We start from the raw sequence: 23,490 nt of genomic DNA on the forward strand, positions 1-23,490 counted from the left end.
TGATCCATTATCCGCGCAGCAGCGACTCCGCCCCGTCTATGTAAATAGCTGTTCCGGTTATATGGCTCGATTCGTCCGAGCCGAGGAACAGCACCAGATTCGCGACCTGCGACGGCTTGCCCGGCCCATCCTGAAGCGGCTGGTCGCCTTCAGGGAATTCCACAGGAATAATAATCTCGTCCAGTTCCGGCTTGCGCTCTGTAGTCTCATCAATAAGCGTGCTGATGGCCCCCGGACATATGGCATTCACACGAATGTCATACTGAGCAAGCTCAAGCGCCGCCATCTTCATAAAAGCGACCTGCCCTGCCTTGGATGTGCTGTAGGCACTCATCCCGAAATTCGAGAATACCCGATTGCCGTTGATCGAGCTCGTAATAATAATGCTGCCGCCATTGGCCTTGAGTGCCGGCACAGCATATTTCACCGTCAGGAATGTCCCCTTCAGATTAATATCCAGCGTACGGCTCCATTCCTCCGGCGTCATGGTCTCAATCGGAGAGAGCGTCCCGTTGACGCCCGCATTGGCAAACACAATATCAAGCCTTCCCCACTTCTGCAGCACCTCTTCAATCGCCTGCTCGATATCCTCTGGCCTGGAAATGTCCGCTGCAAGGGCCAGCCCCTCTCCTCCCAGCTTCTCAATCCGCCTGCTTACCATATCGAGACGGTCCTCCTCCCGGTCCAGCAGAGCCACTCTAGCCCCCTCCTCCGCCAGTCTTAACGCTGCTTCCAGACCAATACCGGAGCCTGCTCCTGTGACCAGCGCGACTTTATGATGTACTCTTCCCGCTTCGCTCGGTTGTCGATTCGGTTGTGGATTGGATTGTTTATATACCATGAATAGAACAGCCCCTTATACAGTAAAGTGATTTGTCTCTCTTTACCCATCCGGGAGGGGGCAAAAACAGCCCCAATCCGATAGGCTGCTTCAGGCGAGAATAAGGAGGCGATATCCGGGGGTTCGGGGAATGAGGAATGAAACCTTTTTGCCATCCCCTCTGTCTATAAGATGTGCCGTTATTCAAACTTCAAGAGGTGATGATAATGTTCCGCAAGAAAGCAATTGTTCTAGCATTCATGATGTCCCTGTTCGTCGTGGGCGTTCTGCCCGCCGCTCAAGCCGCTCCTGCACAAGCAGCTGTGAAATCCGGCGCCCCGATCCCTACGGATGTGGACTCCATTAAGCAAGCGGGCTACAGCCATGCCGACATGAGCTCTGTTCCATTATTCGGCTCCCGCGAGGAGGATCGCCCTGTGCTGAAACGCCTCGCCGCGATTCTCAAGCGAATTGCCGCGAAGGCAGAGCTCTATACGAGAGAGGAGCCTGTTGATGGGATGGAAAGCTTCTTCGGCAATGATGTCGACATTACATTCTCAGATGGCACATCGACCTCGCTGACCCTCACTCATCCCGATACACTGACCTTCTACTATGCCGACGCCTCGTATCGCGCCAAGGATGCAGCAGCAGTTGAAGAGCTGAACAACATGTTCCATAATCCCGATCAAACGACAATAAGCAGCACAACACCGAGGATCGGGGACAAAATCGTGCTCAAAGGCAACGACGCCGGGTTCGAGAGCGGAACGCTTACCGTCTTCCTGGTTCAGGGCGGCTCCTATCAGAGCTTCACTTCCGTGAAGGGCGTGGCCTTCCCAGCCAAGAGGGCTCTGCTGATTCATCGGGCGCCTATCACCCATGCCAGATACAATACAGCGTTTCAGCTGCCCGCCTTCGGCGAAGCATCCGACGGCACACTTCAGCCCGTCAAACCTGGCGAATGGTCACTGGTCTATTCCACCGGTTGGCTGCAAAGCGGCAGAGAGGTGAAGATCGCCGCCCCCGCAGCTCCACAGCTGTCGATTAATGGTGTTCTTGTCAGCGATTCAGCCATGAAGCCCATCACGCACCAAGGCCGAATCATGCTGCCGCTGCGCTCCCTGTCGGTTTCGTTCGGATGGCCGGTACAATGGGATCATGTGAACAAAAGGGTGCTTATTGGGACATCAGCGGCTGTCGCAGAGGCGGAGGGTAACAAGGGGAGCGGCAAGTCGATATCGCTTTGGGTCAAAGGCAAACGAATAAAGAGTGATACAGCGCCTATCATCGTCAAGGGGAGCGTCTACGTTCCGCTGCGGACGGTTGCGGAGGCGTTCGGATTCGGGATTGCCTGGACTCCCGAAACGAGAAGCGCCCATCTGCTCTTCAAGCCGGCGCTTCTCTCCGTGGAGGCATACGCGAAGGATCAGCAGCAGCAGCTCATCGTCAAAGCGGTGAACGACTATGCCGCCGCGCTTAACGCCCGCGATGAGAAGCGGCTTGCAGCCCTGTTCAGCTCGACTGCAAAGCCTGCTCCGGGGCTTCAATCGATCGGCAATCGCCTCATCGTCTCCATTCGTGATATTAAGTTTGAAGCACGGAATGAGGGGAAGAACATGCTGGCCTATGTAACCTTCGCCTATTTGTTCGACGAGAATGGAAATACCGAGAGTACACAGGGTATCGTATTCGGACTAGAGAATGGCAATTGGCGCATTCTCGATGTCGATTAAGTTCCCGCTGCAGCAATAATAGCCTCCGGGGTCAGAGAAGCGCTGGGTGCGCCAACCTCGGAGGCTGTTATTTGTCCTGTGCAGGGGATGCTGAAAGCCACTGGCGCGGAAAGCCTGATTGAAGTAACCTAAAGTATGAAGCCTGTCTATAAAGGAGCTTGAAGCAACACATGTCAAAAACCGATAACCTGCTCGCCATTCTCTGGCTGCTGACCACCCGCAAACGAATGACCGCTCCGCAGCTGGCTGAAGAGCTTGAGATGAGCGTTCGCACCGTCTACCGCTATATTGACGCCCTGTGTGCCAGCGGCGTGCCCGTCGTCGCCGAATTCGGGCGCGAGGGCGGATACAGCCTGCTGAACCAATTTGTCGAGTCCCCGCTATTCTTCGATGAAGAAGAGCGCAAAGCTATGGTGCATTCCGCACTGTTCGCCCGGCAAGCCGGATATCCCTACGGAGAGGCGCTGGAGCGCGCATTGACCAAGATCAAGCTGTATACCAATGAAGAGCAGCTTGATAACTTGGAGCGCTATACGCGCGGCTTCGACGTACTGGCACCGCTGGATGCCGGACCCATACATGACGAGCCCGTCTTCCGCCAGCTTGAAGAGGCGGTTGCCAACAATAAGACGGTCGAGATTACTTACCGGAAGGAGAACCAGACGAAGGAAGAGACCCGCTTCATCAATCCTTACGGTGTCGTGCACTGGATGAACAAATGGTATGTCGTCGCTTACTGCCAGCTGCGCTGTGATATCCGAAGCTTTCGGGTGGATCGTGTGAGTGCCTTGGTCAGCACCGACAAGGAATTCGAGCGGCCGGAAGGCTTCTCCGCCGGTAACTTCTTCGCCGAGCAGATCCAGCCGCCTATGCCCCCGCAGGACTCGCTGATTACTGTGGTGATCCAGGGCAAGCCGGATGCCGTCAGGCAAATATACAGCAACAGATATTGGCGGTTTTATAGTGCGGGGCATACGGAAGATACCGTGACATTCCAACTGGACGAGGAGATGATGAACCGCTATCTTCCGAATTTTCTCACACAGTATGGCGAGCTCATTCGGGTCGTAGAGCCCCAAGCATTGAAGGAGAGATTGGCACAGAATGCAGCGCAATTGCTGCGTTACTATGAAGCCTCTCTGCAGCAGCAATAGAGCCCGGATAAGAAGGATCCGGGCTCTAAGCTAGCCGTATGGACGAGATCGATCGCCGACGATGCCGCTCCTTATATAGGAACGGCCTCTGAGCAGCGAGACCGCTAATAATTTCTGCTAGTGAGCTGATTCAGGCTCTTGAACTCAAAGCCCTGCTGGCGGGCAGCATCGATGATCTTGCCGAGCGCCTCCGCATTGTCCTTGGATACGGAATGCAGCAGAATAACCGCTCCCGGATGAAGCTGCTCCACGACCTTCGTATAGGCGTAATTCCAGCCTCGCTGGGCTTTCGTATCCCAGTCCTTGTACGCTACCGACCAAAAGACGCTTGTATAGCCATCCTCCTTGCTTGCCGCCAGCACTCTGTCGTTAAAAATGCCTCTTGGCGGGCGCAGATAGCGCATCTCCTGCTGCCCGGTTAATTGAGCAACAGCCGCTTTCACCTTTTCCAGCTCGCTTCTGATCTGTTCCCGCGAAAGGCCGCTCATATCCGGATGGCTCCAGGAATGGTTCCCGACCAAATGCCCCTCGTTCACCATACGTTTAACTAGCTCCGGCTGATCCTTGATATAGTGCCCTGTGATGAAAAATATCGCCGGCACCTGCTTTTCCTTCAACACATCCAGCACCCGGCTCGTATAGCCGTTCTCATAACCGTTGTCGAACGTCAAATACAGCTCCTTCTGGGCCGTCTGGCCAAGGAAGATCGCCTCATGCTTGCGGAGCAGATTCTGAAACCCCTCCTCCGCTATAGATGGCAGCGCCCCGTTCACACTCCGCTTGAAGCCAAAATGAAATGCACCGCCGGATGGAGCCGAAGCAACTCGTGAGGCCGAGGATGTTGGTGATGTTGGTGATGTTGGCGATGTTGGCGATGTTGGCGATGTTGGCGATGTTGGCGATGTTGGCGATGTTGGCGATGTTGGCGATGTTGCTGATGTTGGTGATGTTGGTGATGTTGGTGATGTTGCTGATGTTGCTGATGTTGCTGATGTTGGTGATGTTGTTGGCGCTGATGATACTAGTGGTGGTGCTGATGTTGGTGGTGTGCTTGCTGCGGCAGAGGTCATAGCTGCCGAAGGGGCAGCCATGAAAAAAATTGTCATCAAACACACGATGGACCGTACAAAGTTGCAACCTGTCATAATCAGTGTTATCCACTTCCTTCGCAGCTTCATAACATTACTATTTCACTACAAAGGGAAAGTTATGTGAGATATAACATATCGTTGACTGGACTTCGGATAAACGAAGGGCAGTCCGAAAAGTCCAATATCCAATGAGTCAGTCCCCAATGATGTGAAAAGATGCCTCCAAAACCACTAAAAGTGGAACTGGAAGCATCTTTTTTGTTATATATGGAGACTTAGTGGGCCTCTGAGATCATCAAACAGCTTTCTGGACAAACCCTTCTCCAAGTGTTGTGAAGATAGAGTGACGGAGGAAGAAGCCTGCGAATGTGCATGAATTTCGGTTACAAGACGCCATATTGATTAAATTCCTGCGATCATGCATGAATTTCGGAAAAAATCGGCCGTTAAGGAGAAACGAAGGTGAAATACCTGCACTCTGGCAGGCATTTCACCTTCAAGGGGCCAGAAACGAGCAAATTAATGCCGTTTTGCAGGTTTTACCTCGCTCACATCTTGCATCTAGCATGTCTCGGCGTTTGAATGACGGATCATCCTCTGGCGAGGAGTACGTCAACATTCCCATGATCGCAGGCATTCCACATCGTACTGCTTCTTAAAGTGGATGTTGAGATTTCTAAAAAAAGGTTTTTCTAGACAAACCCTTTTATTATCTTTAACGTGAACGAGGCTTGCTCCGCGACTGCGAACGCCCCTTGGAGCTAGGGCCCCCAGCACGCTGCTTGCCCTTGGCCCCATTGCTGCCCGAGCGCTCGCTGTACTGCGGGCGCCCGCCGACTGCCCCGCGCTGCGGGCGCTCGCCTGTACCGCCGCGCTCACCGCGCTGCGGACGGGCTTGCTCCGCGCCCGCGCGCCCGCTCGCCGCACGGCCCCGGCCGCTGCGCTGCGGATCGGCGTCCCCGCTCGGCCCACGGCCCCGGCCGCTGCGCTGCGGATCGGCGTCCCCGCTCGGTCCGCGTCCCCGGCTGCTGCGCTGCGGCTCAGCGCCCCAGCTCTGCTCGCTGGCTCCTGCACGCTCGCCTGCATATGATCCCCACGCGCCGCGCTGCGGACGCCCGCTAGCTCCGCCACGCTGCGGGCGCTCACCTGCACCGCTGCGCTCACCGCGCTGCGGACGAGCTTGCTCCGCGCCCGCGCGCCCGCTCGCCGCACGGCCCCGGCCGCTGCGCCCTGTCTTCTCGCCTTTCGCTCCGCCGCCTCGCTCTGCACTTCCGCTTCGCGCTCCTCCACGTTCCGACGAGCCGCGACGTTCACCGCGTTTGGCACTGCTGCGCTCGCCGCCCGCGCTTCGATCAGCTTTGGGCTGGACTCCTCCTTCACGTGGAATGGATTGGCTAATGCCTTTCTCAATCGCAGCCAGCTCCGGTTTGTCCTTGGGTACCACGATTGTGATAGCCAAGCCCTTCTCACCAGCACGGCCTGTCCGGCCAATCCGGTGAATATAGCTTTCAACATCATGCGGGATATCGTAGTTGAACACATGCGTAACACCTTCGACATCGAGCCCGCGTGCAGCTACGTCTGTTGCGATCAGCAGATGCAGCTTTGCATCGCGAAACCTTTTCATGACCTGCTCGCGCTTAGCCTGTGACAAATCACCATGCAGCTCGTCGCTGTTGTAACCGAGTGCTTGAAGCTCCTCGTTAAGTGTCTTGGCTCTCCTCTTCGTGCGGCAGAAAATCAGACCAAGATAAGGCTGCTGCTCATCTATCAGCCTCCGGAGCGTAGATTGCTTACCCCGATCAGTCGTTTCAACAATCAATTGGCGAATGGCCTTAACCGTCACTTGAGGCGCCTTGACCGTAATATCTTTGGGCTCCCGCATGAAACGAGTCGCAAGCGATCTTACCAGCGCCGGCATTGTCGCCGAGAACAGCATCGTTTGCCGTTTGTAGGGCAGCTGGCTGATAATCTCCTCCACTTCATTCAAAAAGCCCATATGCAGCATCTGGTCTGCTTCGTCCAGCACTAGCATTTTTACTGTTCCAAGCTTTATCGTACCTCTCCGAATATGATCAAGAAGCCGCCCTGGCGTTGCAACGACCATATGAACACTGCGCTTCAGCTTATGCATCTGCGCTTCCACATCCTGCCCGCCGTACACAGCAAGCATATTACACTCCGCCCGGGATGCAACCCAGCGCTTGAGCTCGGCAGTAATCTGCAGGGCCAGCTCCCGTGTAGGCGTCAGAATCAGCCCTTGCAGCGCATCCTTGCTTCCATCTATCTTTTCCAGCATCGGCAGCAGAAAAGCAAGTGTCTTCCCTGTTCCGGTCTGCGCCTGACAGATCACATCATTACCTTGCAAAATGACCGGTATCGCGCTTTCCTGAATCGGCGTCGCTACATCAATCCCGCCATTGCGCAGTGCTGCAGTCCGTTCCGATGATATTCCCAGCTCTATAAATCCTGCCATTACATCCACCTCATTATAATTAAAAACCTTCCCGTATCTAACATCCGGCATACCCTATCGTACCACAATCTTACTTTGAGCATGTACCGATATTTGCTTTGTAACATACCTAATGGAAGTTTAATATTATTTATGGTAAAATATAGAACGATAAGCAAGCGTTAAAAATTATATCTATTTCACTCATTACCGCCCCATTGCCGACCATCGTTCAAGCCCGTCCCGTTCATCTGCAACTATATATTTTAAGGAGCTGTCGCGTCTATGAAAATAAAGGATAACAGCAGCAGCAATCACATTCACACCTCTCAGCCAGCATCCGAATTGATCTCCGAAAAAAACTCCACCAACGAGCATCTCCTTCCTCAGCAAATTATTGAAGGCGGAGGCCCGCCTGCCAGAGTCCAGTTGAATATGCTCCCCCGACCTGTAAGATGGTTTGCTTATCTGCTTATGGCTATTGCTGTCATTATGGCGGGCAGTGTTGCAATAGTCAGCTTTTTTCACTAGAGACAGATTCCGAAATAGCCGTCAAAACCGATACATGCGATTCCCGGTACACGAACCGAACTCCACTAGTTGCTCTACTGCCAGACTTCGATCCCTGCCACCCGTCTGTTATAACTTCCAAATTAAGCAGGTCCGGCGGACCTTGTTGTGCTACTACCCCGATGAAAATCAGGAGTGACTTCAACTCGCCCGGTGCGCCCGATGGAGCAGGAAGCCTGCATAAGCGCAGGAATTTAGGTTAAAAAATCCACGCGTGATAAAATACCTGCAAATGTTCATGAATATGAAGCGGAATAGGCCGACTGAGGTCAACTGTCGCAAAATCCCTGCCCTTTAGCAGGCATTCACTCTGCAGAGGGCTAAAACGAGTGAAAAAACTGCATTTTCGCAAGAATGTTCAACATTTACAGCATCCCGGAGACTGAGCCATTTGCACGGCATGGAATTATTAAGGTGACTTTGAGCAGCGCATCTGGGTATATACCGTGTTCTTTCTCTTTTTCGTCCATAGACTGTTGTAACGAACGTTAAGAATGAAGATACGACATATATTCGGGGGAACTAGCGATGTTTCAAATGCACAGACGCACCCGTATGCTGAATCGCGCAATTAAACAACTGCATCGAGCAAAGGACTACTTAAAATCAGGGGCGCTTCATAAGGCCGAGGAAAATATTGTGCGCACACTCAAGTTCCTCCACGGGAGATTGTTCGGCACAACGACTAGCGCGCATAAAAGCAAGGATTACAGTCGCCGCAGGAGGTGAGCTTTGTTTGGGCAGTCAGAGACGTAAACATAAATATAGAAGATGTCTCCGAAAAATTGACATGGCCATACGAGAGTTGCGCACTGCGAAGAGAACCCCTAGGCGTTATAAATCCTGCAGACATAGATCAATCAAGACTACCGTTCAACATCTTAATCAAGCGATCACTTATATTCGAGCGACCAGACGCTGCTCATTGTGCAATACAAAGAGAAAACGAGCTACATCACGACATGCAAAAGGAGCCACGGGGGCTACAGGAGCGACAGGAGCGACAGGAGCAACAGGAGCGACAGGGCCGACAGGAATTTCAGGCACCACAGGCTCAACTGGTGGGACTGGTGCATCTGGGGCTACCGGAGCCGCTGGTGTCACTGGTGCCACCGGCACATCTGGGACCGCTGGCGATACCAGCTCCACTGAGGCTACCGGCGCTACTGGGGTTACCGGCGCTACCGGGGCTACTTCCGGCGCTACCGGGGCTACCGGAAACACGGGCGGCACTGGCGCTATCGGCACTGCCGGGGCCACTGGCGACACCGGAAACACGGGCGACACCGGAGCCACGGGCTCTACCGGGGCCACTGGAGCCACTGGCGACACCGGGGCCTCCGGCTCTACCGGGGCCACGGGCGCTTCCGGAGCCACGGGCGCTTCCGGAGCCACTGGCGGCACCGGAGCCACCGGCGCTTCCGGAGCCACCGGCGCTACCGGAGCTACCGGAGCCACTGGCGCTACCGGAGCCACCGGCGCTACCGGAGCCACCGGCTCTACCGGGGCCACGGGCACTACCGGAGCCACCGGCTCTACCGGAGCCACGGGCTCTACCGGAGCCACCGGAGCTACCGGAGCCACGGGCGCTACCGGAGCCACCGGCTCTACCGGGGCCACGGGCGACACCGGAACCACTGGCGCTACCGGCGCCACCGGCCCTACCGGGGCCACGGGCACTACCGGAGCCACAGGCGACACCGGCCCTACCGGGGCCACCGGAGAAACTGGCCCCAGCACTACGAGCGTCTCTGCTTTTGCCGCCAACACGTCAGGCAGCCTTATTACCGTCCTTCTAGGCGGTGCGAATATACCGTTGCCTAATGCGCAGAACATCGGAGCAGGTATTAGCATAAACGCTGCCAACGAGGTTTTTACTGTAACCGCTGCGGGCAGATACTACATCACTTACCAGATCAACATCACAGCAGCCCTTCTCGTGAGATCACGGCTCTTGATTAACGGAGCTGCCAATCTGGCTTCAACACTCTTCCCCGTTCTGAATGTATCCTCCTTCAACAATGACGTTATCGTTACATTGCCCGCCAACTCCACCATTGCCCTTCAGCTGTTCGGAATCGCCGGTGTTGCGACACTGCTCGGCAGCGGAGCCGGCGCTGCTGTCACAATAATCCGCCTTACCTGATACAGAGCTTCCGCGCGTTCCATATGCCGCCCGCCTGAATACAATAAATCACTATTCCCATCATTCAGGAGTGATCTCTTTGATAACAGTCAGTCTATGTATGATTGTCAAGAATGAGGAAGAGACTCTGGGACGCTGCCTCGGCTCTGTCGCACAACACATCGACGAAATCATTATCGTAGATACCGGCTCTACCGATGGAACTGTTGCTGTAGCCCGGCAGTTTACCGACCGGATTCATCATTTTGCGTGGATCGATGATTTTGCCGCTGCCCGGAATTATGCATTCAGCCTCGCAACAAGCGACTATATCCTGTGGCTGGATTCCGATGATATCTTTCGCGAGAAAGATCGGGAGCAATTCAAAGCGCTGCTGCAAACGCTCGATCCTGCCGTAGACTCCGTATCCATGCCCTATATTCTAAGTACCGATGAATTCGGCAACAGCACTTCCGTCATCAGACGCAACAGGCTCGTTAAAAGGGCAAAGCGGTTCCAATGGATCGGCCCTGTCCATGAATACCTTCTCGTCCACGGCCGCACGATCAACAGTGACATAGCCGTTACGCATTGCAGCATCCGCCACGACAGCGACCGGAATATTGCCATCTATGAGAAGAGGCTTGCAGCCGATGAGAAATTATCCCCCCGCGACCTGTTCTACTATGCCAATGAGCTCAAAGACCACGCCCGCTATCGGGAGGCCATTACTTACTATGAGAAATTCATTGCCACCGGCGACTGCTGGATTGAAGACCTGCTGTCCTGCTGCGGCCGCATGGCCGACTGCTATCATGAGCTGAACGATCCGCAGCGCGAGCTGGAATCCACTCTAAGAGCCTTTCAGTACGCCGCTCCACGCGCAGACTCCTGCTGCCGGCTAGGCTACTATTTTCTCCAAAAGAATGATCTCGCCGCAGCCGTCCACTGGTACGAGACAGCAGCCGCTCTCCCGCAGCCCCATGACGCATGGGGGTTCACGAACCGCTCCTGCTCCACCTGGCTGCCCCATCTACAGCTTTGCGTCTGTTATGATCGGCTGGGCAATTATGAACTGGCTCACCAGCACAATGAGAAAGCTGGAGAGTACAGGCCGACTGATCAGCGAATTCTATATAACCGTTCCTACCTGCAGCCCCTGATCCAGCCTAGCAGCAGCCGGAGTGACAGCTATGCCTAGCAGCCCACGCATTCTAATTGGCAGCCCCGTCCATCAGAAGCCTGCGATTCTGCGCGAGAATCTGTCTGCTCTCCTGCAATTGAATAGCGGATCGTTCCAAGCAGACTTTATGTTCATTGACGATAACCGGGACGAACAAAGCAGCGAGATGCTGCGATTGTTCGCCCGAATCGGCGATCGCGTCATCGTAACACCCTCTACCGGCCTGCCCGACGAATATGTCCGCACGGAGGAGACTCATTATTGGAACGAAGGGCTGATCTGGAAGGTTGCCGGATTCAAAAATGATTTGATCATACATGCCCTCCAGCAGCACTATGACTATCTATTCCTGCTGGATTCCGACCTGGTCATCCAGCCAGACACACTTTCCCGCCTCATCCAGGCAGACAAGGATATTGTATCGGAGGTGTTCTGGACCCGCTGGCAGCCTCACGCCAGCCCCCAGCCGCAGGTATGGCTGCGTGACGAATACGAGCAATACGAGCGGCAGCGCGGGGAAAGGGTAAGCGATGAGGAGGCAGCCCTCCGCTACGATCAATTCATCGCACAGCTCAAGCAGCCCGGTCTCTACGAGGTAGGCGGGCTGGGGGCGTGCACCTTAATCAGCCGCCAGGCACTGCTTGGCGGTGTTCACTACGGCCCGATATCGAATCTGTCGTTCTGGGGAGAAGACCGCCATTTCTGTGTGCGGGCCGCCGCACTGGGCTTCCGGCTGTATGTCGATACCAGCTGTCCCGCCTATCACATCTACAGGGATTCCGACCTCGCGGGAGTAGAGGCCTTCCTCTCCGCAAATTCCGCAGAATCCTCTGCAGCTGAAGGGGATGATTGCAAGGCAGCTATGTTCCGCTCTCAAGCAAAAACGCTGTGCGCCCCCATCCCGATCTCTGTGTCTGTCCCCTCGCATAGATCCAGCCCCAAGCTGACCTTGACCATGATCGTCAAGAATGAGAGCAGCCGTTACCTGAGACAGGTGCTGACTGCCCACCGCCAATACATTGACGAAGCTGTCATCATCGATGACGGCAGCACTGACCATACACCCGATCTATGTCTGGAGCTGCTGGAAGGCGTACCCGTCCGGCTCATTCGCAATAGCGATTCGAAGTTCGGCAACGAAGTAGAGCTGCGCAAGCAGCAGTGGCAGGAGACTGTAAAGTCGGAGCCGCAGTGGATTCTGAATCTGGACGCGGATGAAATCTTCGAGAACAGATTCCGAGAAGCCCTCCCGGCCATGCTGAATAACAGCGACACCGATCTGTATTGCTTTCGTCTGTTTGATTTCTGGAACGACACTCACTATAGGGATGACCGCTACTGGCGGGCGCATCTGACCTACCGCCCCTTCTTATTCCGGTATCGCCCCGGCTTTCCTTATCAGTGGAAGGAAACGCCCCAGCATTGCGGCAGATTCCCAGATAACATTTTCCAGCTTCCGCACCAGCTCTCCGAGCTTAGGTTGAAGCATCTTGGTTGGGCGAATGCCGACTCCCGGCTCCTCAAGTTCAAACGCTATATGGAGCTGGATCCTGAGGCCCGCTATGGCTGGAGGGAGCAGGTGCTTTCGATTCTCGATAAGAATCCGCGGCTGATAGAATGGGTGGAGTAGAGCGCGGAAAGCCCCGGAGCACAATTAGACCAAACACATAACTGCCACCAGCTGCTCGCTTGTAGCCGCAGGCAGGAGGCCGCGCACCATATGAGTGCATATGAGCAGACAGAGAAAAAGAAGGGGACGATCCGTAATTCAAACGTCGTGACATGCGAGATGCGAGCTAGGCGAAACATGCGAAACAGCAGCTTTTTTCTCATTTCTGGCCCCATGAAGGTGAATTGCCTGCCAGAGTGCAGGTATTTCACCTTCGTTTCCCCTTATCTGCCGATTTCTTCTCAAATTCATGCATGATCGCAGGAATTTAATTATTATGGCGTCTTCAAACCGAAATTCATGCACATCCGCAGGCTTCTTACTCCGTCACGCTGCCGTCAAACCACACTTGGAGATACGAAGAAGCCGCAGGCAAATTCGGGAGATTCGGGTACCTGCCCAGTGGGCGAGCATGAACCAAGGCGGGGCCGTTAAGTCCCCATATAAATGAAAAAGATGCATCCAGCCCCACTTTTAGTGGTTTTGGAGGCATCCCTTCACTTCATTCGGGACTGGCTCATTGGGTATTGGACTCTTCGGACAGTCCCCTCTTCACTTACCGATTGTTATAGATCCTTCCACCGCTGAACGGTAATATTAATCGCGTCCGCTCCTCCAGTAGTCGTGAAGGTGCGATTGTTAATATCGCTTCCGTTGCTGTTGGTTTCCACATTGGTCCAAGCGCCTCTAGTAATTTTGAATTGCATATTCGTTCCAGAGGGCAGCGAGAAGGTCAGCGTATATTTCCCATTGCTCTGCTTCACCAACTGGTATGCAGGATCCGCCGGGTTCCAGCTGTTGAATGAACCCGCTACATAAAGCGCAGCATTGGCCGGTGTGTTCGATGGAGCGGTAACTTCAATGGTGACACCGCTCGGCTGAGGCAGTCCCGAAGTAATGGTACCCGCATTGAAGGTGGAAGTGCCGGCCGGGAACATATAGTTCTGCCCGCCATTGTTGTCCCAAGTGCCGGAGCCATTGTTGAACACTGCCTCCAATCCGGTCGCAGTTCCGATATTCACTGTAAGCTTGTTGTAGCCTGTAATCTCTGAGGCTGGCATCGACACACCCGGAGATGTCGTCCATGTGCCGCCAACAGGACGATAATGAATATACGGTGTCGCAAAGCCTTTTTTATAATAAATCGTTACTGAATTGCCTGGAGCCGTTGTAGAGGCTGTCAGCGTATCGCTTGAAGGCGAAAGATTGCCCGCGCCGTCATAAGCTTTTACCGTGAAGTTGTAAGAGGTCGACGCTGTTAGCCCCGTCACGGAATAGCTCGTAGTCGCCGTCGTAGCGATCTCCACCCCGTTCTGATACACTTTATAACCCGTCACAGTATAGTTGTCCGATGACGGCGACCACGACAGATTGATGCTCGTCGCGTTAGCGCCTGTACTGGTCAATCCGGCGGGAGCGAGCGGCGCCAATCTGTCTCCGGGCGGAAAGCCGTCAGCCATATACGTCTCGAATGTTACGACGCCCGGTGCAGCATAATAATAGTAACCGCTGTTGTTTTGAACCGGACCACCTTGGCCCTCCTGGAAATAGACCTTGCTGCCGTACTGTTCAATAGGAACAACAGCCTTCCAGAAACCCGGAACTTCCGATGGCGTCATTTGCAGTTCCACCCACGGCGCATTATCGTTCAACTGATAGTGAATATAAGGGTTTGTGAAGCCGCCATTATAATACACCGTCGAGCTGTCTGTGCTTTCCGTCGTTACTTGAATGGTATTGCTTGCAGGAGACAAGTTCTCATATTGATCTCTTGCTCTGACTGTATACGTATACGTTGTATTGCCATTACGGCCAAAGTCTTTAACAAACGTGCCTGTTGTTGTATGGAAGGGAACACCATCGCGGAAAACAACATAATCAACGGTGTCGGGAGAAGAGCGGTACCATGACAATTGCACCGTACTCTTCGTCTTATGAACCAAATTGAAATTAGGCGGAGTATCAGGCCCTAACAGGTAATCGCCGAAGACGTTGATATTCATCGCATTGCCGTTACCGGAAGTTGTAGATATCGATATTCCCGTATATGTGAGATCCGAGCCGTAGCCTACGTACCGGCCGCTGTTCGGCGTTGTAGTCGCGTTGAAGGCCGTCGCATTGCCGTTATAGAAGAACGGATTGCCGGTGGTTGCCTCCTCCATATCGATCAGTCTGCGATTGTCATTCGAATTCGATCCTCTGGTTTCATCGATATGCCATATCGCAATACCGCCGGTATAAGGGAGCGATCCATCATACCCTTGCTTCTGCCGATTCTCCACCAGAAAATACTGATCCGTATTCAAGGTAGGAACCTTCACGATATTATAATTCCCGCTTCCTATGGAGTTCAGCGTGTAAGAGACACTAGTATTGGACTCTATGACATGCGCCTCCGCGAATCCAAGCTTCAGCTTGCTGAATGCATCAAAATGCGCTGGGGTTGCGCCTGAATATTCACCGACGAGCGAATTCCAGGAACCGCCGGCCATAATGCTGTAAGCACCGATTCCAGCAGAGCTTCCATCTGTATCGTATAAGTCGATCAGACCAAGCAGATGTCCGATCTCATGCGCAAATATACCGATAGTCGCTTTATGATCGCCTTGCCGTTCGCCCTGCATAGAATAATCGCCGCGCTGTCCGGCTGCACCAAAATATTTGCCATCCAACGGGACGAAGAAATCGAAGAAGCTGGTAACATGCCCCCACACACTGGGCAGCTGCTGATTATAGCTAGCCTCATAACCTCCCAGAATCGTAACGACTAGCAGCTCCTTATTGGAGATAACATTATCGTTATCTGTATCGTAAGCTGCGAAATCAATGTTCGCGTCAGCCGCAAGCAGAGCATCCCGAACCGACTTCTCTTCACCGCCGCTATGCGCATAGTTCAGATTCACTTTCACAATGCCGTCATTCGCCGTCCCTGCAGTTTCATTCACCGGCACGAGCGAGAATTGGCCTTCAGACACCTCGTCATAATAATCCTTGACGCTCTTGGACGTCGTGCTGAAGAAGGTGTCGCTCCATGCCTGATCGGAGTATTGGATACCGGCATCGGTAAATCCAATCAACAGCACCAGTACAGGCTGGGTATGGGGCTGCGACAGCAGCGCGTTCGGCTCGCTGACGCCAGGATCGACTGATCGCTTCAGCTCAACTGCCTGATCCCCTGCGATTTCTTCGATCTGCTCTTGAGTGACTGCTTGCTTAGGCTTGCCGTCTATCAAGTACTTCTCACCGCCTGGCTGCACCTCTTGTGCGACCAGCTCTGCGTAGTTCCAATAATTCGCGTCGTCTCTTACCAGTACCTCGCCATTAACGGTCTCTACCCAGTTCAAATGCTCGTCGCCTTTCAGTACACCGCTGAAGGTCTGGCCTGTAGGCTGCTCGAAACTTTGAACCTCTTCCCTTGCGGGCATAGCCATAGCGGCCGCTGCGAATGCAAGCATAGCAAGCAGCATCACAGCCAAGCTTGTCGTGTACCTTACAGTATGGAATTTCATCTTCATCTCTCTCATCTCTCTCCTTCCAATTCTCTAACTCTACTAACTCTGGATATGACAACGCGCGCCGCAACGGGCTAATATGATCCCCCCTAGTTCGAGTTTTCGATTACATATTTATACTACTCCTATTTAAATATTTTGACATCCTTATTTAGTACTATTTAACAAAAATAAAATGAATACATTATAAATATCTCCTATATAATATTTTTTTCCTTATAAAAAGGGGGAGTGTTGATATATTTCGTGACGTAAGTAAATCTGTCCTATTCATCTCTCACATTCTATTTATAGCTTCTAACAGTTAACATGTCATGTAAACTTTAATAGATATATATATAATTTCGATACCAACCATCAAAAATCGTTATTTGAATCCGAACAATATGTTAGTTAAACTTACATTAAATCATTAACCAAATCATTGGCCAGCTCTCATTAAGAGATCGAAGGGGAGATCAGTATATGTTTAACATTCGTCAATATTCCACGGTAGACCACGAAGATGTATGGAGAGTTCACCTGCTCGTTATCTCGGAGGCGGGAGTAGAGCCAACCCATCAGCATTATCATGATATCTTTCACATTAACGAGCAGTACTTGAATAGCGGCGGGGAATTTCTTGTCGGTACGGGAGTGGACGGCACTGTTGTTGCAATGGGCGGCTTGAAGAGGCTGGGTGGCGATCGAGCGGAGATCAAGAGACTTCGTGTTCATCCCAGCTACCAGAAGCTTGGATATGGCCAGCAGTTATTGACTCAGTTGGAGCAGCGGGCCGTTGAGCTCGGCTTCCGCAGCATCTATCTGGATACTTTGACGAATCAGACCGGAGCGCAGAAGCTCTTCTTGAACAACGGGTATGCACCCATTGGTTCCGCCAATATTGATGGCTTCGACGTCAACCTGTTCGAGAAAACAATTGGCTGACAGCAGGTTGCAGCCATAAACAAAGAACCTCCGAAGCTGCCGCTACCACAAATGCGGGTCGGAGGTTCTTGCTGCTTCTCCTACCGGAAACGGATCCCCAGGCATCCCCTATCTCTCCGATGGCTGGAGAATTGTGGAGCCCTGCCATTCCGCAGGCAGCAGACGATGATACTGCGGCTGCAGATACCTATCATCGATAAGCAGCAGACTTCCACGATCATGCTCTGATCGAATCAATCGTCCTCCTGCTTGCAGAACCTTGTTCATGCCCGGCATTACATAAGCGTAGTCATACCCGCTCTTGCCTCTCGCATTGTAATAGTCTCGAATAATATTGCGCTCCAGACATAGCTGCGGCAGGCCGACGCCTACAATAATGACCCCGTTCAGCCGATCGCCAACCAGGTCAATGCCTTCCGAGAACATGCCGCCCATGACGGCAAAGCCCGCGAACACGCCCTCCCCATTAGCTTGGAAGGCAGAGAGAAAGCTCTCCCGCTCCTCCTCGCTCATGTTCGAGCGCTGAATAATTGTGCTCATTCCTTGCGCTGTCTGTGACAGCAGCTCATACACCCGGTTCATATATTCATAGGAGGGGAAGAACACCAGATAGTTGCCGGGGCGCTTGCCCGTCAGTCCACGGATAAGATCCACAATGGGCGACATCGAGCGTTCGCGATCCTGGTATCTGGTAGAGAGCGGTTGTATGAATACCTCCAGCTGCTCACGGGAAAAGGGAGAGGCTATCGATACCGAATAATCACGTTCGGGATCGCCGCCGAGCACATCCATATAATAGGAGAGCGGAGATAGCGTTGCCGAGAACAGAACATGCGACCGGTACCCCTTGCCCATTACCTGCAGCTGATGCGATGGGTCCAGGCAGTACAGCTTGACCTCCACCTCGCTCTTCGTGCATGCCGTAATCGTGACATAACGCTCGTCGTACAGCTTGGCTATGCGGACAAAGCTTGCAGCGGAATAATACGTATCGAGCAGAAGCTCATTCCCCCCGCCCGCTCCCTTGACGGCAAGCTCCTGCTCTGCCTCCGCTATGAAGCTGTCAAGAAGCCCGACAAGCTGTTCCGGCAGCTCCTTCGACACATGCTCCCTGGCCTCCCCTTGCTGCTTCCTCAGCTTGATAAAACCTTCGTTGATCCCCTTGGCAGCATGATACAAGGAGGAGTGAACACCTTTGAACATCCGCTGCAGCAGCAGAAAGTCGGACTTTCTAAGCTCGCTGGAGTACATCTCTCGCGCCCGGTCCACCAAATTATGCGCTTCGTCGATCAGCAGGACCGACTGCCGCTTCCCTTCCTCGAACAGACGCTTCAAGCTCACCCGCGGGTCAAAAATATAATTATAGTCGCCTATCATGACATCCGATGCGTATGCGGCATCAAGTGCAAATTCAAAGGGGCACACCACATGCTTGCGCGCATACTGCTCAATGACCGCGCGTCCCATCAAGGTTTCGTTCGAGAGCATATCGAGAATAGCTCCATTCACACGGTCATAATACCCGTCCGCATACGGACAATGCTCCTTCGAGCATCTCATCTCCTCCTGCAGACATGCCTTCTCCTTTGCCGTTATCGTCACAGCATGCAGATGAAGCCCCTTTGTACGCATAAGCGCCAGAGCTTCTTCCGCCGCCGTTCTCGTAATCGTCCTAGCTGTCAGGTAGAAGATCCGCTTCAGCAGCCCTTCGCCTATCGCTTTAATGGAGGGGAATAAGGTCGAGATTGTTTTGCCGATGCCTGTCGGCGCTTTAGCGAACAGCTTATGTCCGTCCGCAATGGATTGGTACACAGCACCAGCCAATTTGCGCTGGCCCTCCCTGTAAGATTCGAAGGGAAATGCCAGCTTCTTCACGCTTCTGTCGCGCTCCCGCTCATGTCTTGTCCTCAGCTCGGCATAAGGATAATAGCCTTTTACCAGCACCTGCATGAAGCTTGTCAGCTCTTCAAGGACCGCCTCTGCAACAAAGCGCTTCTGTTCCCCGGTGACGGCATGCACATAAGTAAGCTGAACATGAATATGGCCGAGCCCCCGCTCCTTGGCTGCCATATAAGCGTAGCACTTGGCCTGTGCCCAGTGGACAGGATGCCGATCCGCCGTTATATTCGCAAGGCTCATTGACGTTGACTTGATCTCATCGATCGTCACGCCAGCCTCTGTCATTAGAATGCCGTCACAGCGTCCGTCTATTATGAATCGAAGACCGCCGCAGTCCATCTCCGCCGAGAGATATACTTCCTTCTCATCCTGCTCGTTGTACTGCTTCTGTATCCTCTGATGCGCTTTCGTCCCCTCGGTCAGCGTAGTCGACGTTCGGAATCCAGCTTCGATATCCCCGCTGCGATACACATATTCCACCAAGGCTCTCACGGAGATTGAGATCAAATCCGGCATATATGCTCCTCGCTTGAATTGGAATGGTCACATACTTCTCATCAACTAAAATACCACACATACGTTCGCATTTACAGCTCCTCATAGCATTTTCCTGAAATATAAAAACAATTGGAAAACTGGAAGTGAATAATTTTTCCTATAATTATTGTTTAGAAGCCTATCAGACCTAGAGGGAAATGCGCAGCTCTGTCGAATTTTGTAAAGATATCCCTATAGAACCTCCCACAGCAGAAATAAAGGGGGCTAAATATGAAGCTGCGTACCTGTCTTTCCTTTCCACTTTTAATGGCTATCTTTATGCTCTTGGCGGGATGCACCACTCCGTCCGAGGAGCTGGACATAGAGCCTGAGGCGGTTGCCGGATTGTTGGATCTGAGCAAGCTGCCGGCGGATAACACTACATTGTTTGCGCTGAATGGCGAATGGTCGTTTTACTGGAATCAGCTGCTTGAGCCAAGAGATGTGCCTGCAGGCCGAGGCCAGCAGACCGGATATATAGAGATGCCTAGCAATTGGTACAAATATACAACGGAAGACGGAAGCAACCTCCCTCTGACCGGGTTCGCAACATTCGTGCTGGACATGAAGATTCCCCACTCCAGTCAAACCAAGGGCATTCTGGTGCCGCCGATGTATTCCAATTACAACCTGTGGGTGAATAATCAGCTTCTGGCAGTCAGCGGTCATGTCGGAGCAAGCAAGGAACAAAGCATTCCCCAGAAGGACACAAGAGTCATCTATTTTGATGCTCCATCCGGGAATGTCCAACTGGTGCTCCAAATATCGAACTACCATAACTATGCGGGGGGAATGTTCGAGCCCCTTCTCTACGGCCCGGCTCCTGCAATACAGAAAAACCATGACCGCAATCTTGCGGTGCAGTTCATTCTTTTCGGCATTCTGTTATTATCGGGCATCTATCATATCGGATTAAGCTTCTTCCGCAACAAGGATACATCCATGCTCTATTTTGGACTATTCTGCAGCATTGTCGCCCTGCGAAATACGCTCGTCGGAGAGGTATTCTTCACGAAGGTATTCCCTGACTTTCCTTGGGAAATCGCTATGAAAATCGAATATATCTGCCTCTATTCCATGGTGCCTTTGTTCGCACTGTTCCTTCAACGGCTGTTTCCAGCGGAAGCGTCGGCCCTATTCAGCAAGATTTCCGTCATATTGGCGGCCATCTATGCCATCGTTACAATCGCAGTAACAGCAAACGTGTACTATCTGATCCTGCTTTACTATCAGATCTTCATCGTAATCTCCTTTGTCTATGCCATCTATTTAATGATTCGGGCTATTTTCTACAAGCGGGATGGCGCTATATTTGCACTGGTCGGCTTCTCAGCGTTCGTATTAACTTCATTATTCGATCTATCTGGCTTTGTTCTGCAGCGGCATTCATGGCAAAGCTTTCACTCTCTCGGGGTCGCGACCTTTATCGTCTGCTTCTCGCTCGTCCTGTCGAGGAAACTTTCCACTTCCTTCAATATGGCGGAGCAACTTGCCCAGCAGTTGACCGAATTGAATGAAAGTCTCGACAAGAAAGTGCGTGAGCGCACACTCGTCATCGAAGAGTCCAACAAGAAGCTGGAGGAGCTGAATCGCCAGCTGCAGGAATGGTCTCTTGTGGATGGACTTACCAATGTATCGAACCGCAGACATTTTGACGAGTATCTCAGCAACCAGTTGTTACACTGCGCGAAGAAGAACACACCACTTACGCTTCTATTAATTGATATCGATTACTTCAAGCTGTACAACGATGCCAATGGGCACATCCAAGGGGATCACTGCTTGCAGGAAGTCGCGCGTGCGATCAAAGCCAGCCTCTCACCGCACCAAGGCTTGGCCGCCCGCTACGGCGGAGAGGAATTTGCTGTCGTGCTGCCAAGCTGCAACAAAGAGAATGCGCTCGCAATGGCACAAATCCTGTGCACTGCTATTCGGGATCTTCACATTCCGCATAGCAAATCACTCGCAGCCGACCATGTCACCGTAAGCATCGGCGTTGCCACCATCCAACCCGGACCGGATACGAATCATCGCGCCATTATTGATCTGGCAGATCAGAATCTGTACAAGGCCAAGTCAATGGGCAGAAACCGCGTATGCGCGAATGAATAGCCTCTTGGTGGGCGCCGAGTTCCCCCAGGTGACCGGCGGGAGGGCGCCGGTTGGATAGGCTGGAGGGCCGGGCGGGAAGCCTGCGGGAGGCCAGTGGGCCAGTGGGCCAGTGGGCCAGTGGCTCCGCAGGGAGGGATCGGACGCCCAGCGGGCCCAGCGGGTCAACCACTGGGCCCAACGAGTGAACAGCGGGTAGCATCAGGACGGCTGGTGCACAGCAGGAGGTCGGCGGTGACCCGTTGCTAGGCCAGCGGCTCCGCAGGGAGACACCGGACGCCCAGCGGGAGGCCAGTGGGCCAGTGGGCGACCCAATGGGCCCCACCGAGTGAACAGCGGGTGGCATCAGGACGCCAGGGGCCCATCAGATCGCTTGGTCTCGGGAGCGCTGAAGTATTCCTGCAATTACGCATCTTTTCGCTTTGTTTTGTGCCCTCACCGCCAATATTCCTGCGATTGCGCATCTTTTGTACCGTCTAAACCCCCTACGAGTAATAATTGGCTGAAATACCTGCACTTTCGCAGGCTTATCATCAAATAGGCGGATTTCAGCGGAAAAGCCTGCTCTTTCGCAGGTTTGTAGGTTCACTAGTTGCTGGGTTCGGGGTTGTTGGGTTGTTGGGTTGTTGGGTTGTTGGGTTGTTGGGTTCACAGGCTCGTGGGTTCGTGGGTTCACGGGGTCACGGGTTGTTTGGTTCACGGGGTCACGGGGTCACGGGATCGCAGGTTAGCCAAAATTCACAGAGTCGCACGTTATCGGGATCACACATTGGCAGGCGTCCAGTTGAAGGGCCCTGCACGTTTGCCTTTACAATGAAGGCTGTTCCACACGATGGGAGGCATAATGTGCCTGACCCCGAATAATAACAAAGAAGCATCAAGACCCCCTTTGTACAGGCGGTCTTGATGCTTCTCTTCCTGTTGGACCATTCCCTCGTTCAAGCTACCTCCCGCCGACTCAGGACAGAACCTCCCATTTTGCCCAAAGTTCCGAAGGATTCAACTCGTAGATCTCATTCTCCCTGAACATGAATTGATGCATAATAAATTCTCTGCGTATCGTGGCGTAATCCTCATGAAACTGCCCAATGAACGCATTAAGCTCCCTCTCCGTGTACTTTCGCCCCTTCTCTAACTGGAGCACCAGCTCCTCCAGCACGATAAGCTTCTTCTTGAGCTGTGCGGGCACATGCTTCAGCTTACCCTCTGAAGTGAAGAAATTTTTCACCACAGAATCCTTCAGCCGCTTGTTCTTATCTTCCATTCCATCCCCATCCCCTTCCTTCACACCGGCCGCATTGCGATAGATCAAATCAACCGCTGCCGTGGAACCGCTCTTCACAAAATAATCGTTCAAGGTGAAATAAATCGTGTTCTTATCTCTCCGCTCATTAATTAAGCTGGCCTCTCGCAGCTTCGCCGCATGATGTGTAACCGTCGCAGGCGATATACACAGCTTCTCCGCCAGCTCTCCGCCGTTATGCTCCCCGTCAGCCAGCAGGATCAGCATCCGCATTCTCGTCGTATCCGCAAGCGCTTTATGGTAATTGACCACCTTATCCAGCTGCATACGGAACCACCTCCATTAATTTAGATAAATATACAATTAGATAATTAACTAATTAGATGATAGTGCAAACAGGAATCATTTGTCAATTACTTTTCCGTGTCGAAATTTCGCGCTATTCTCTGGGCCCGTGTGT

At 53.0% G+C, this 23,490-nt stretch carries 14 protein-coding genes and 1 pseudogene; 8 read left to right on the top strand and 7 right to left on the bottom strand.

The features are described from left to right. Positions 1 to 7: 7 nt before the first annotated feature. Positions 8 to 841 (bottom strand): SDR family oxidoreductase, encoded by an 834-nt coding sequence (locus K0T92_RS10435; protein ID WP_219872396.1) that lies wholly within the window; start codon positions 839 to 841, stop codon positions 8 to 10. Positions 842 to 1,047: 206 nt separating this feature from the next. Between K0T92_RS10435 and K0T92_RS10440 the strand changes: the two genes are divergently transcribed. Together K0T92_RS10440 and K0T92_RS10445 are read left to right on the top strand one after the other, a co-directional pair. Continuing rightward, positions 1,048 to 2,556, top strand: coding sequence for a copper amine oxidase N-terminal domain-containing protein (locus tag K0T92_RS10440; RefSeq protein ID WP_219872397.1), 1,509 nt, complete (start codon positions 1,048 to 1,050; stop codon positions 2,554 to 2,556). Between the two features lie 170 nt (positions 2,557 to 2,726). Continuing rightward, complete coding sequence (locus tag K0T92_RS10445) at positions 2,727 to 3,710, top strand: helix-turn-helix transcriptional regulator (RefSeq protein WP_219872398.1); 984 nt, start codon at positions 2,727 to 2,729, stop codon at positions 3,708 to 3,710. Between the two features lie 104 nt (positions 3,711 to 3,814). Here the strand turns inward: K0T92_RS10445 and pdaA are convergent. From pdaA to K0T92_RS10455, 3 genes and pseudogenes are all read right to left on the bottom strand, one after another. Beyond that, positions 3,815 to 4,510 (bottom strand): annotated as a pseudogene (pdaA, locus tag K0T92_RS10450) (delta-lactam-biosynthetic de-N-acetylase); the annotation flags it as partial. Continuing rightward, on the bottom strand, positions 4,422 to 4,871 hold the full coding sequence (locus K0T92_RS24980; RefSeq protein ID WP_246628074.1) for a hypothetical protein: 450 nt from the start codon (positions 4,869 to 4,871) through the stop codon (positions 4,422 to 4,424). The pseudogene pdaA and the gene K0T92_RS24980, both read right to left, overlap by 89 nt. A 645-nt stretch (positions 4,872 to 5,516) precedes the next feature. Further along, positions 5,517 to 7,277 carry a DEAD/DEAH box helicase gene (locus tag K0T92_RS10455; protein ID WP_219872399.1) on the bottom strand — a complete coding sequence of 587 codons (1,761 nt, stop codon included), beginning with the start codon at positions 7,275 to 7,277 and terminating at the stop codon, positions 5,517 to 5,519. Positions 7,278 to 7,541: 264 nt separating this feature from the next. Here K0T92_RS10455 and K0T92_RS10460 point away from each other — a divergent pair, with 264 nt between their 5' ends. The 4 genes from K0T92_RS10460 to K0T92_RS10475 all read left to right on the top strand — a co-directional run bounded on the left by K0T92_RS10460 (position 7,542) and on the right by K0T92_RS10475 (position 12,764). Beyond that, complete coding sequence (locus K0T92_RS10460; protein ID WP_219872400.1) at positions 7,542 to 7,787, top strand: hypothetical protein; 246 nt, start codon at positions 7,542 to 7,544, stop codon at positions 7,785 to 7,787. 964 nt (positions 7,788 to 8,751) lie between these two features. Continuing rightward, positions 8,752 to 9,972 (top strand): BclA C-terminal domain-containing protein, encoded by a 1,221-nt coding sequence (locus tag K0T92_RS10465; RefSeq protein WP_246628050.1) that lies wholly within the window; start codon positions 8,752 to 8,754, stop codon positions 9,970 to 9,972. Positions 9,973 to 10,051: 79 nt separating this feature from the next. Beyond that, positions 10,052 to 11,152 carry a tetratricopeptide repeat-containing glycosyltransferase family 2 protein gene (locus tag K0T92_RS10470; protein WP_219872401.1) on the top strand — a complete coding sequence of 367 codons (1,101 nt, stop codon included), beginning with the start codon at positions 10,052 to 10,054 and terminating at the stop codon, positions 11,150 to 11,152. Next, complete coding sequence (locus tag K0T92_RS10475; protein WP_219872402.1) at positions 11,145 to 12,764, top strand: glycosyltransferase family 2 protein; 1,620 nt, start codon at positions 11,145 to 11,147, stop codon at positions 12,762 to 12,764. The genes K0T92_RS10470 and K0T92_RS10475 overlap by 8 nt, the downstream gene beginning before the upstream one ends. A gap of 605 nt (positions 12,765 to 13,369) precedes the next feature. Here K0T92_RS10475 and K0T92_RS10480 read toward each other — a convergent pair. Next, a complete protein-coding gene (locus K0T92_RS10480; protein ID WP_219872403.1) occupies positions 13,370 to 16,318 on the bottom strand; it encodes a M6 family metalloprotease domain-containing protein in 2,949 nt (982 codons plus the stop codon). A gap of 462 nt (positions 16,319 to 16,780) precedes the next feature. On the opposite strand from K0T92_RS10480, the gene K0T92_RS10485 reads away from it, so the two are divergent. Next, positions 16,781 to 17,242 carry a GNAT family N-acetyltransferase gene (locus K0T92_RS10485; protein WP_219872404.1) on the top strand — a complete coding sequence of 154 codons (462 nt, stop codon included), beginning with the start codon at positions 16,781 to 16,783 and terminating at the stop codon, positions 17,240 to 17,242. Positions 17,243 to 17,350: 108 nt separating this feature from the next. On the opposite strand, the gene K0T92_RS10490 is transcribed toward K0T92_RS10485, so the two are convergent. Continuing rightward, positions 17,351 to 19,657: an ATP-dependent DNA helicase gene (locus K0T92_RS10490; RefSeq protein WP_219872405.1), complete on the bottom strand. Its 2,307-nt coding sequence runs from the start codon at positions 19,655 to 19,657 to the stop codon at positions 17,351 to 17,353. Positions 19,658 to 19,909: 252 nt separating this feature from the next. On the opposite strand from K0T92_RS10490, the gene K0T92_RS10495 reads away from it, so the two are divergent. Next, entirely contained in the window at positions 19,910 to 21,790 is a 1,881-nt protein-coding gene (locus tag K0T92_RS10495) for a GGDEF domain-containing protein (RefSeq protein ID WP_219872406.1), read from the top strand. 955 nt (positions 21,791 to 22,745) lie between these two features. Here K0T92_RS10495 and K0T92_RS10500 read toward each other — a convergent pair. Next, the gene (locus K0T92_RS10500) at positions 22,746 to 23,357 is read right to left on the bottom strand and encodes a DUF2087 domain-containing protein (protein ID WP_219872407.1); all 612 of its coding nucleotides are present in this window, start codon (positions 23,355 to 23,357) and stop codon (positions 22,746 to 22,748) included. Between the last annotated feature and the right edge of the window lie 133 nt (positions 23,358 to 23,490).

Source organism: Paenibacillus oenotherae (assembly GCF_019443105.1).
GTDB lineage: Bacteria > Bacillota > Bacilli > Paenibacillales > Paenibacillaceae > Paenibacillus_Z > Paenibacillus_Z oenotherae.

Excerpts from the sequence above, each read along its gene's own strand:
- K0T92_RS10445 (WP_219872398.1), top strand. The coding sequence starts at position 2,727 with ATGTCAAAAACCGATAACCTGCTCGCCATTCTCTGGCTGCTGACCACC.
- K0T92_RS10440 (WP_219872397.1), top strand. The coding sequence starts at position 1,048 with ATGTTCCGCAAGAAAGCAATTGTTCTAGCATTCATGATGTCCCTGTTC.
- K0T92_RS10480 (WP_219872403.1), bottom strand. The coding sequence starts at position 16,318 with ATGAAGATGAAATTCCATACTGTAAGGTACACGACAAGCTTGGCTGTG.
- K0T92_RS10475 (WP_219872402.1), top strand. The coding sequence starts at position 11,145 with ATGCCTAGCAGCCCACGCATTCTAATTGGCAGCCCCGTCCATCAGAAG.
- K0T92_RS10495 (WP_219872406.1), top strand. The coding sequence starts at position 19,910 with ATGAAGCTGCGTACCTGTCTTTCCTTTCCACTTTTAATGGCTATCTTT.
- K0T92_RS10435 (WP_219872396.1), bottom strand. The coding sequence starts at position 841 with ATGGTATATAAACAATCCAATCCACAACCGAATCGACAACCGAGCGAA.
- K0T92_RS10490 (WP_219872405.1), bottom strand. The coding sequence starts at position 19,657 with ATGCCGGATTTGATCTCAATCTCCGTGAGAGCCTTGGTGGAATATGTG.
- K0T92_RS10455 (WP_219872399.1), bottom strand. The coding sequence starts at position 7,277 with ATGGCAGGATTTATAGAGCTGGGAATATCATCGGAACGGACTGCAGCA.
- K0T92_RS10460 (WP_219872400.1), top strand. The coding sequence starts at position 7,542 with ATGAAAATAAAGGATAACAGCAGCAGCAATCACATTCACACCTCTCAG.
- K0T92_RS10500 (WP_219872407.1), bottom strand. The coding sequence starts at position 23,357 with ATGCAGCTGGATAAGGTGGTCAATTACCATAAAGCGCTTGCGGATACG.
- K0T92_RS10485 (WP_219872404.1), top strand. The coding sequence starts at position 16,781 with ATGTTTAACATTCGTCAATATTCCACGGTAGACCACGAAGATGTATGG.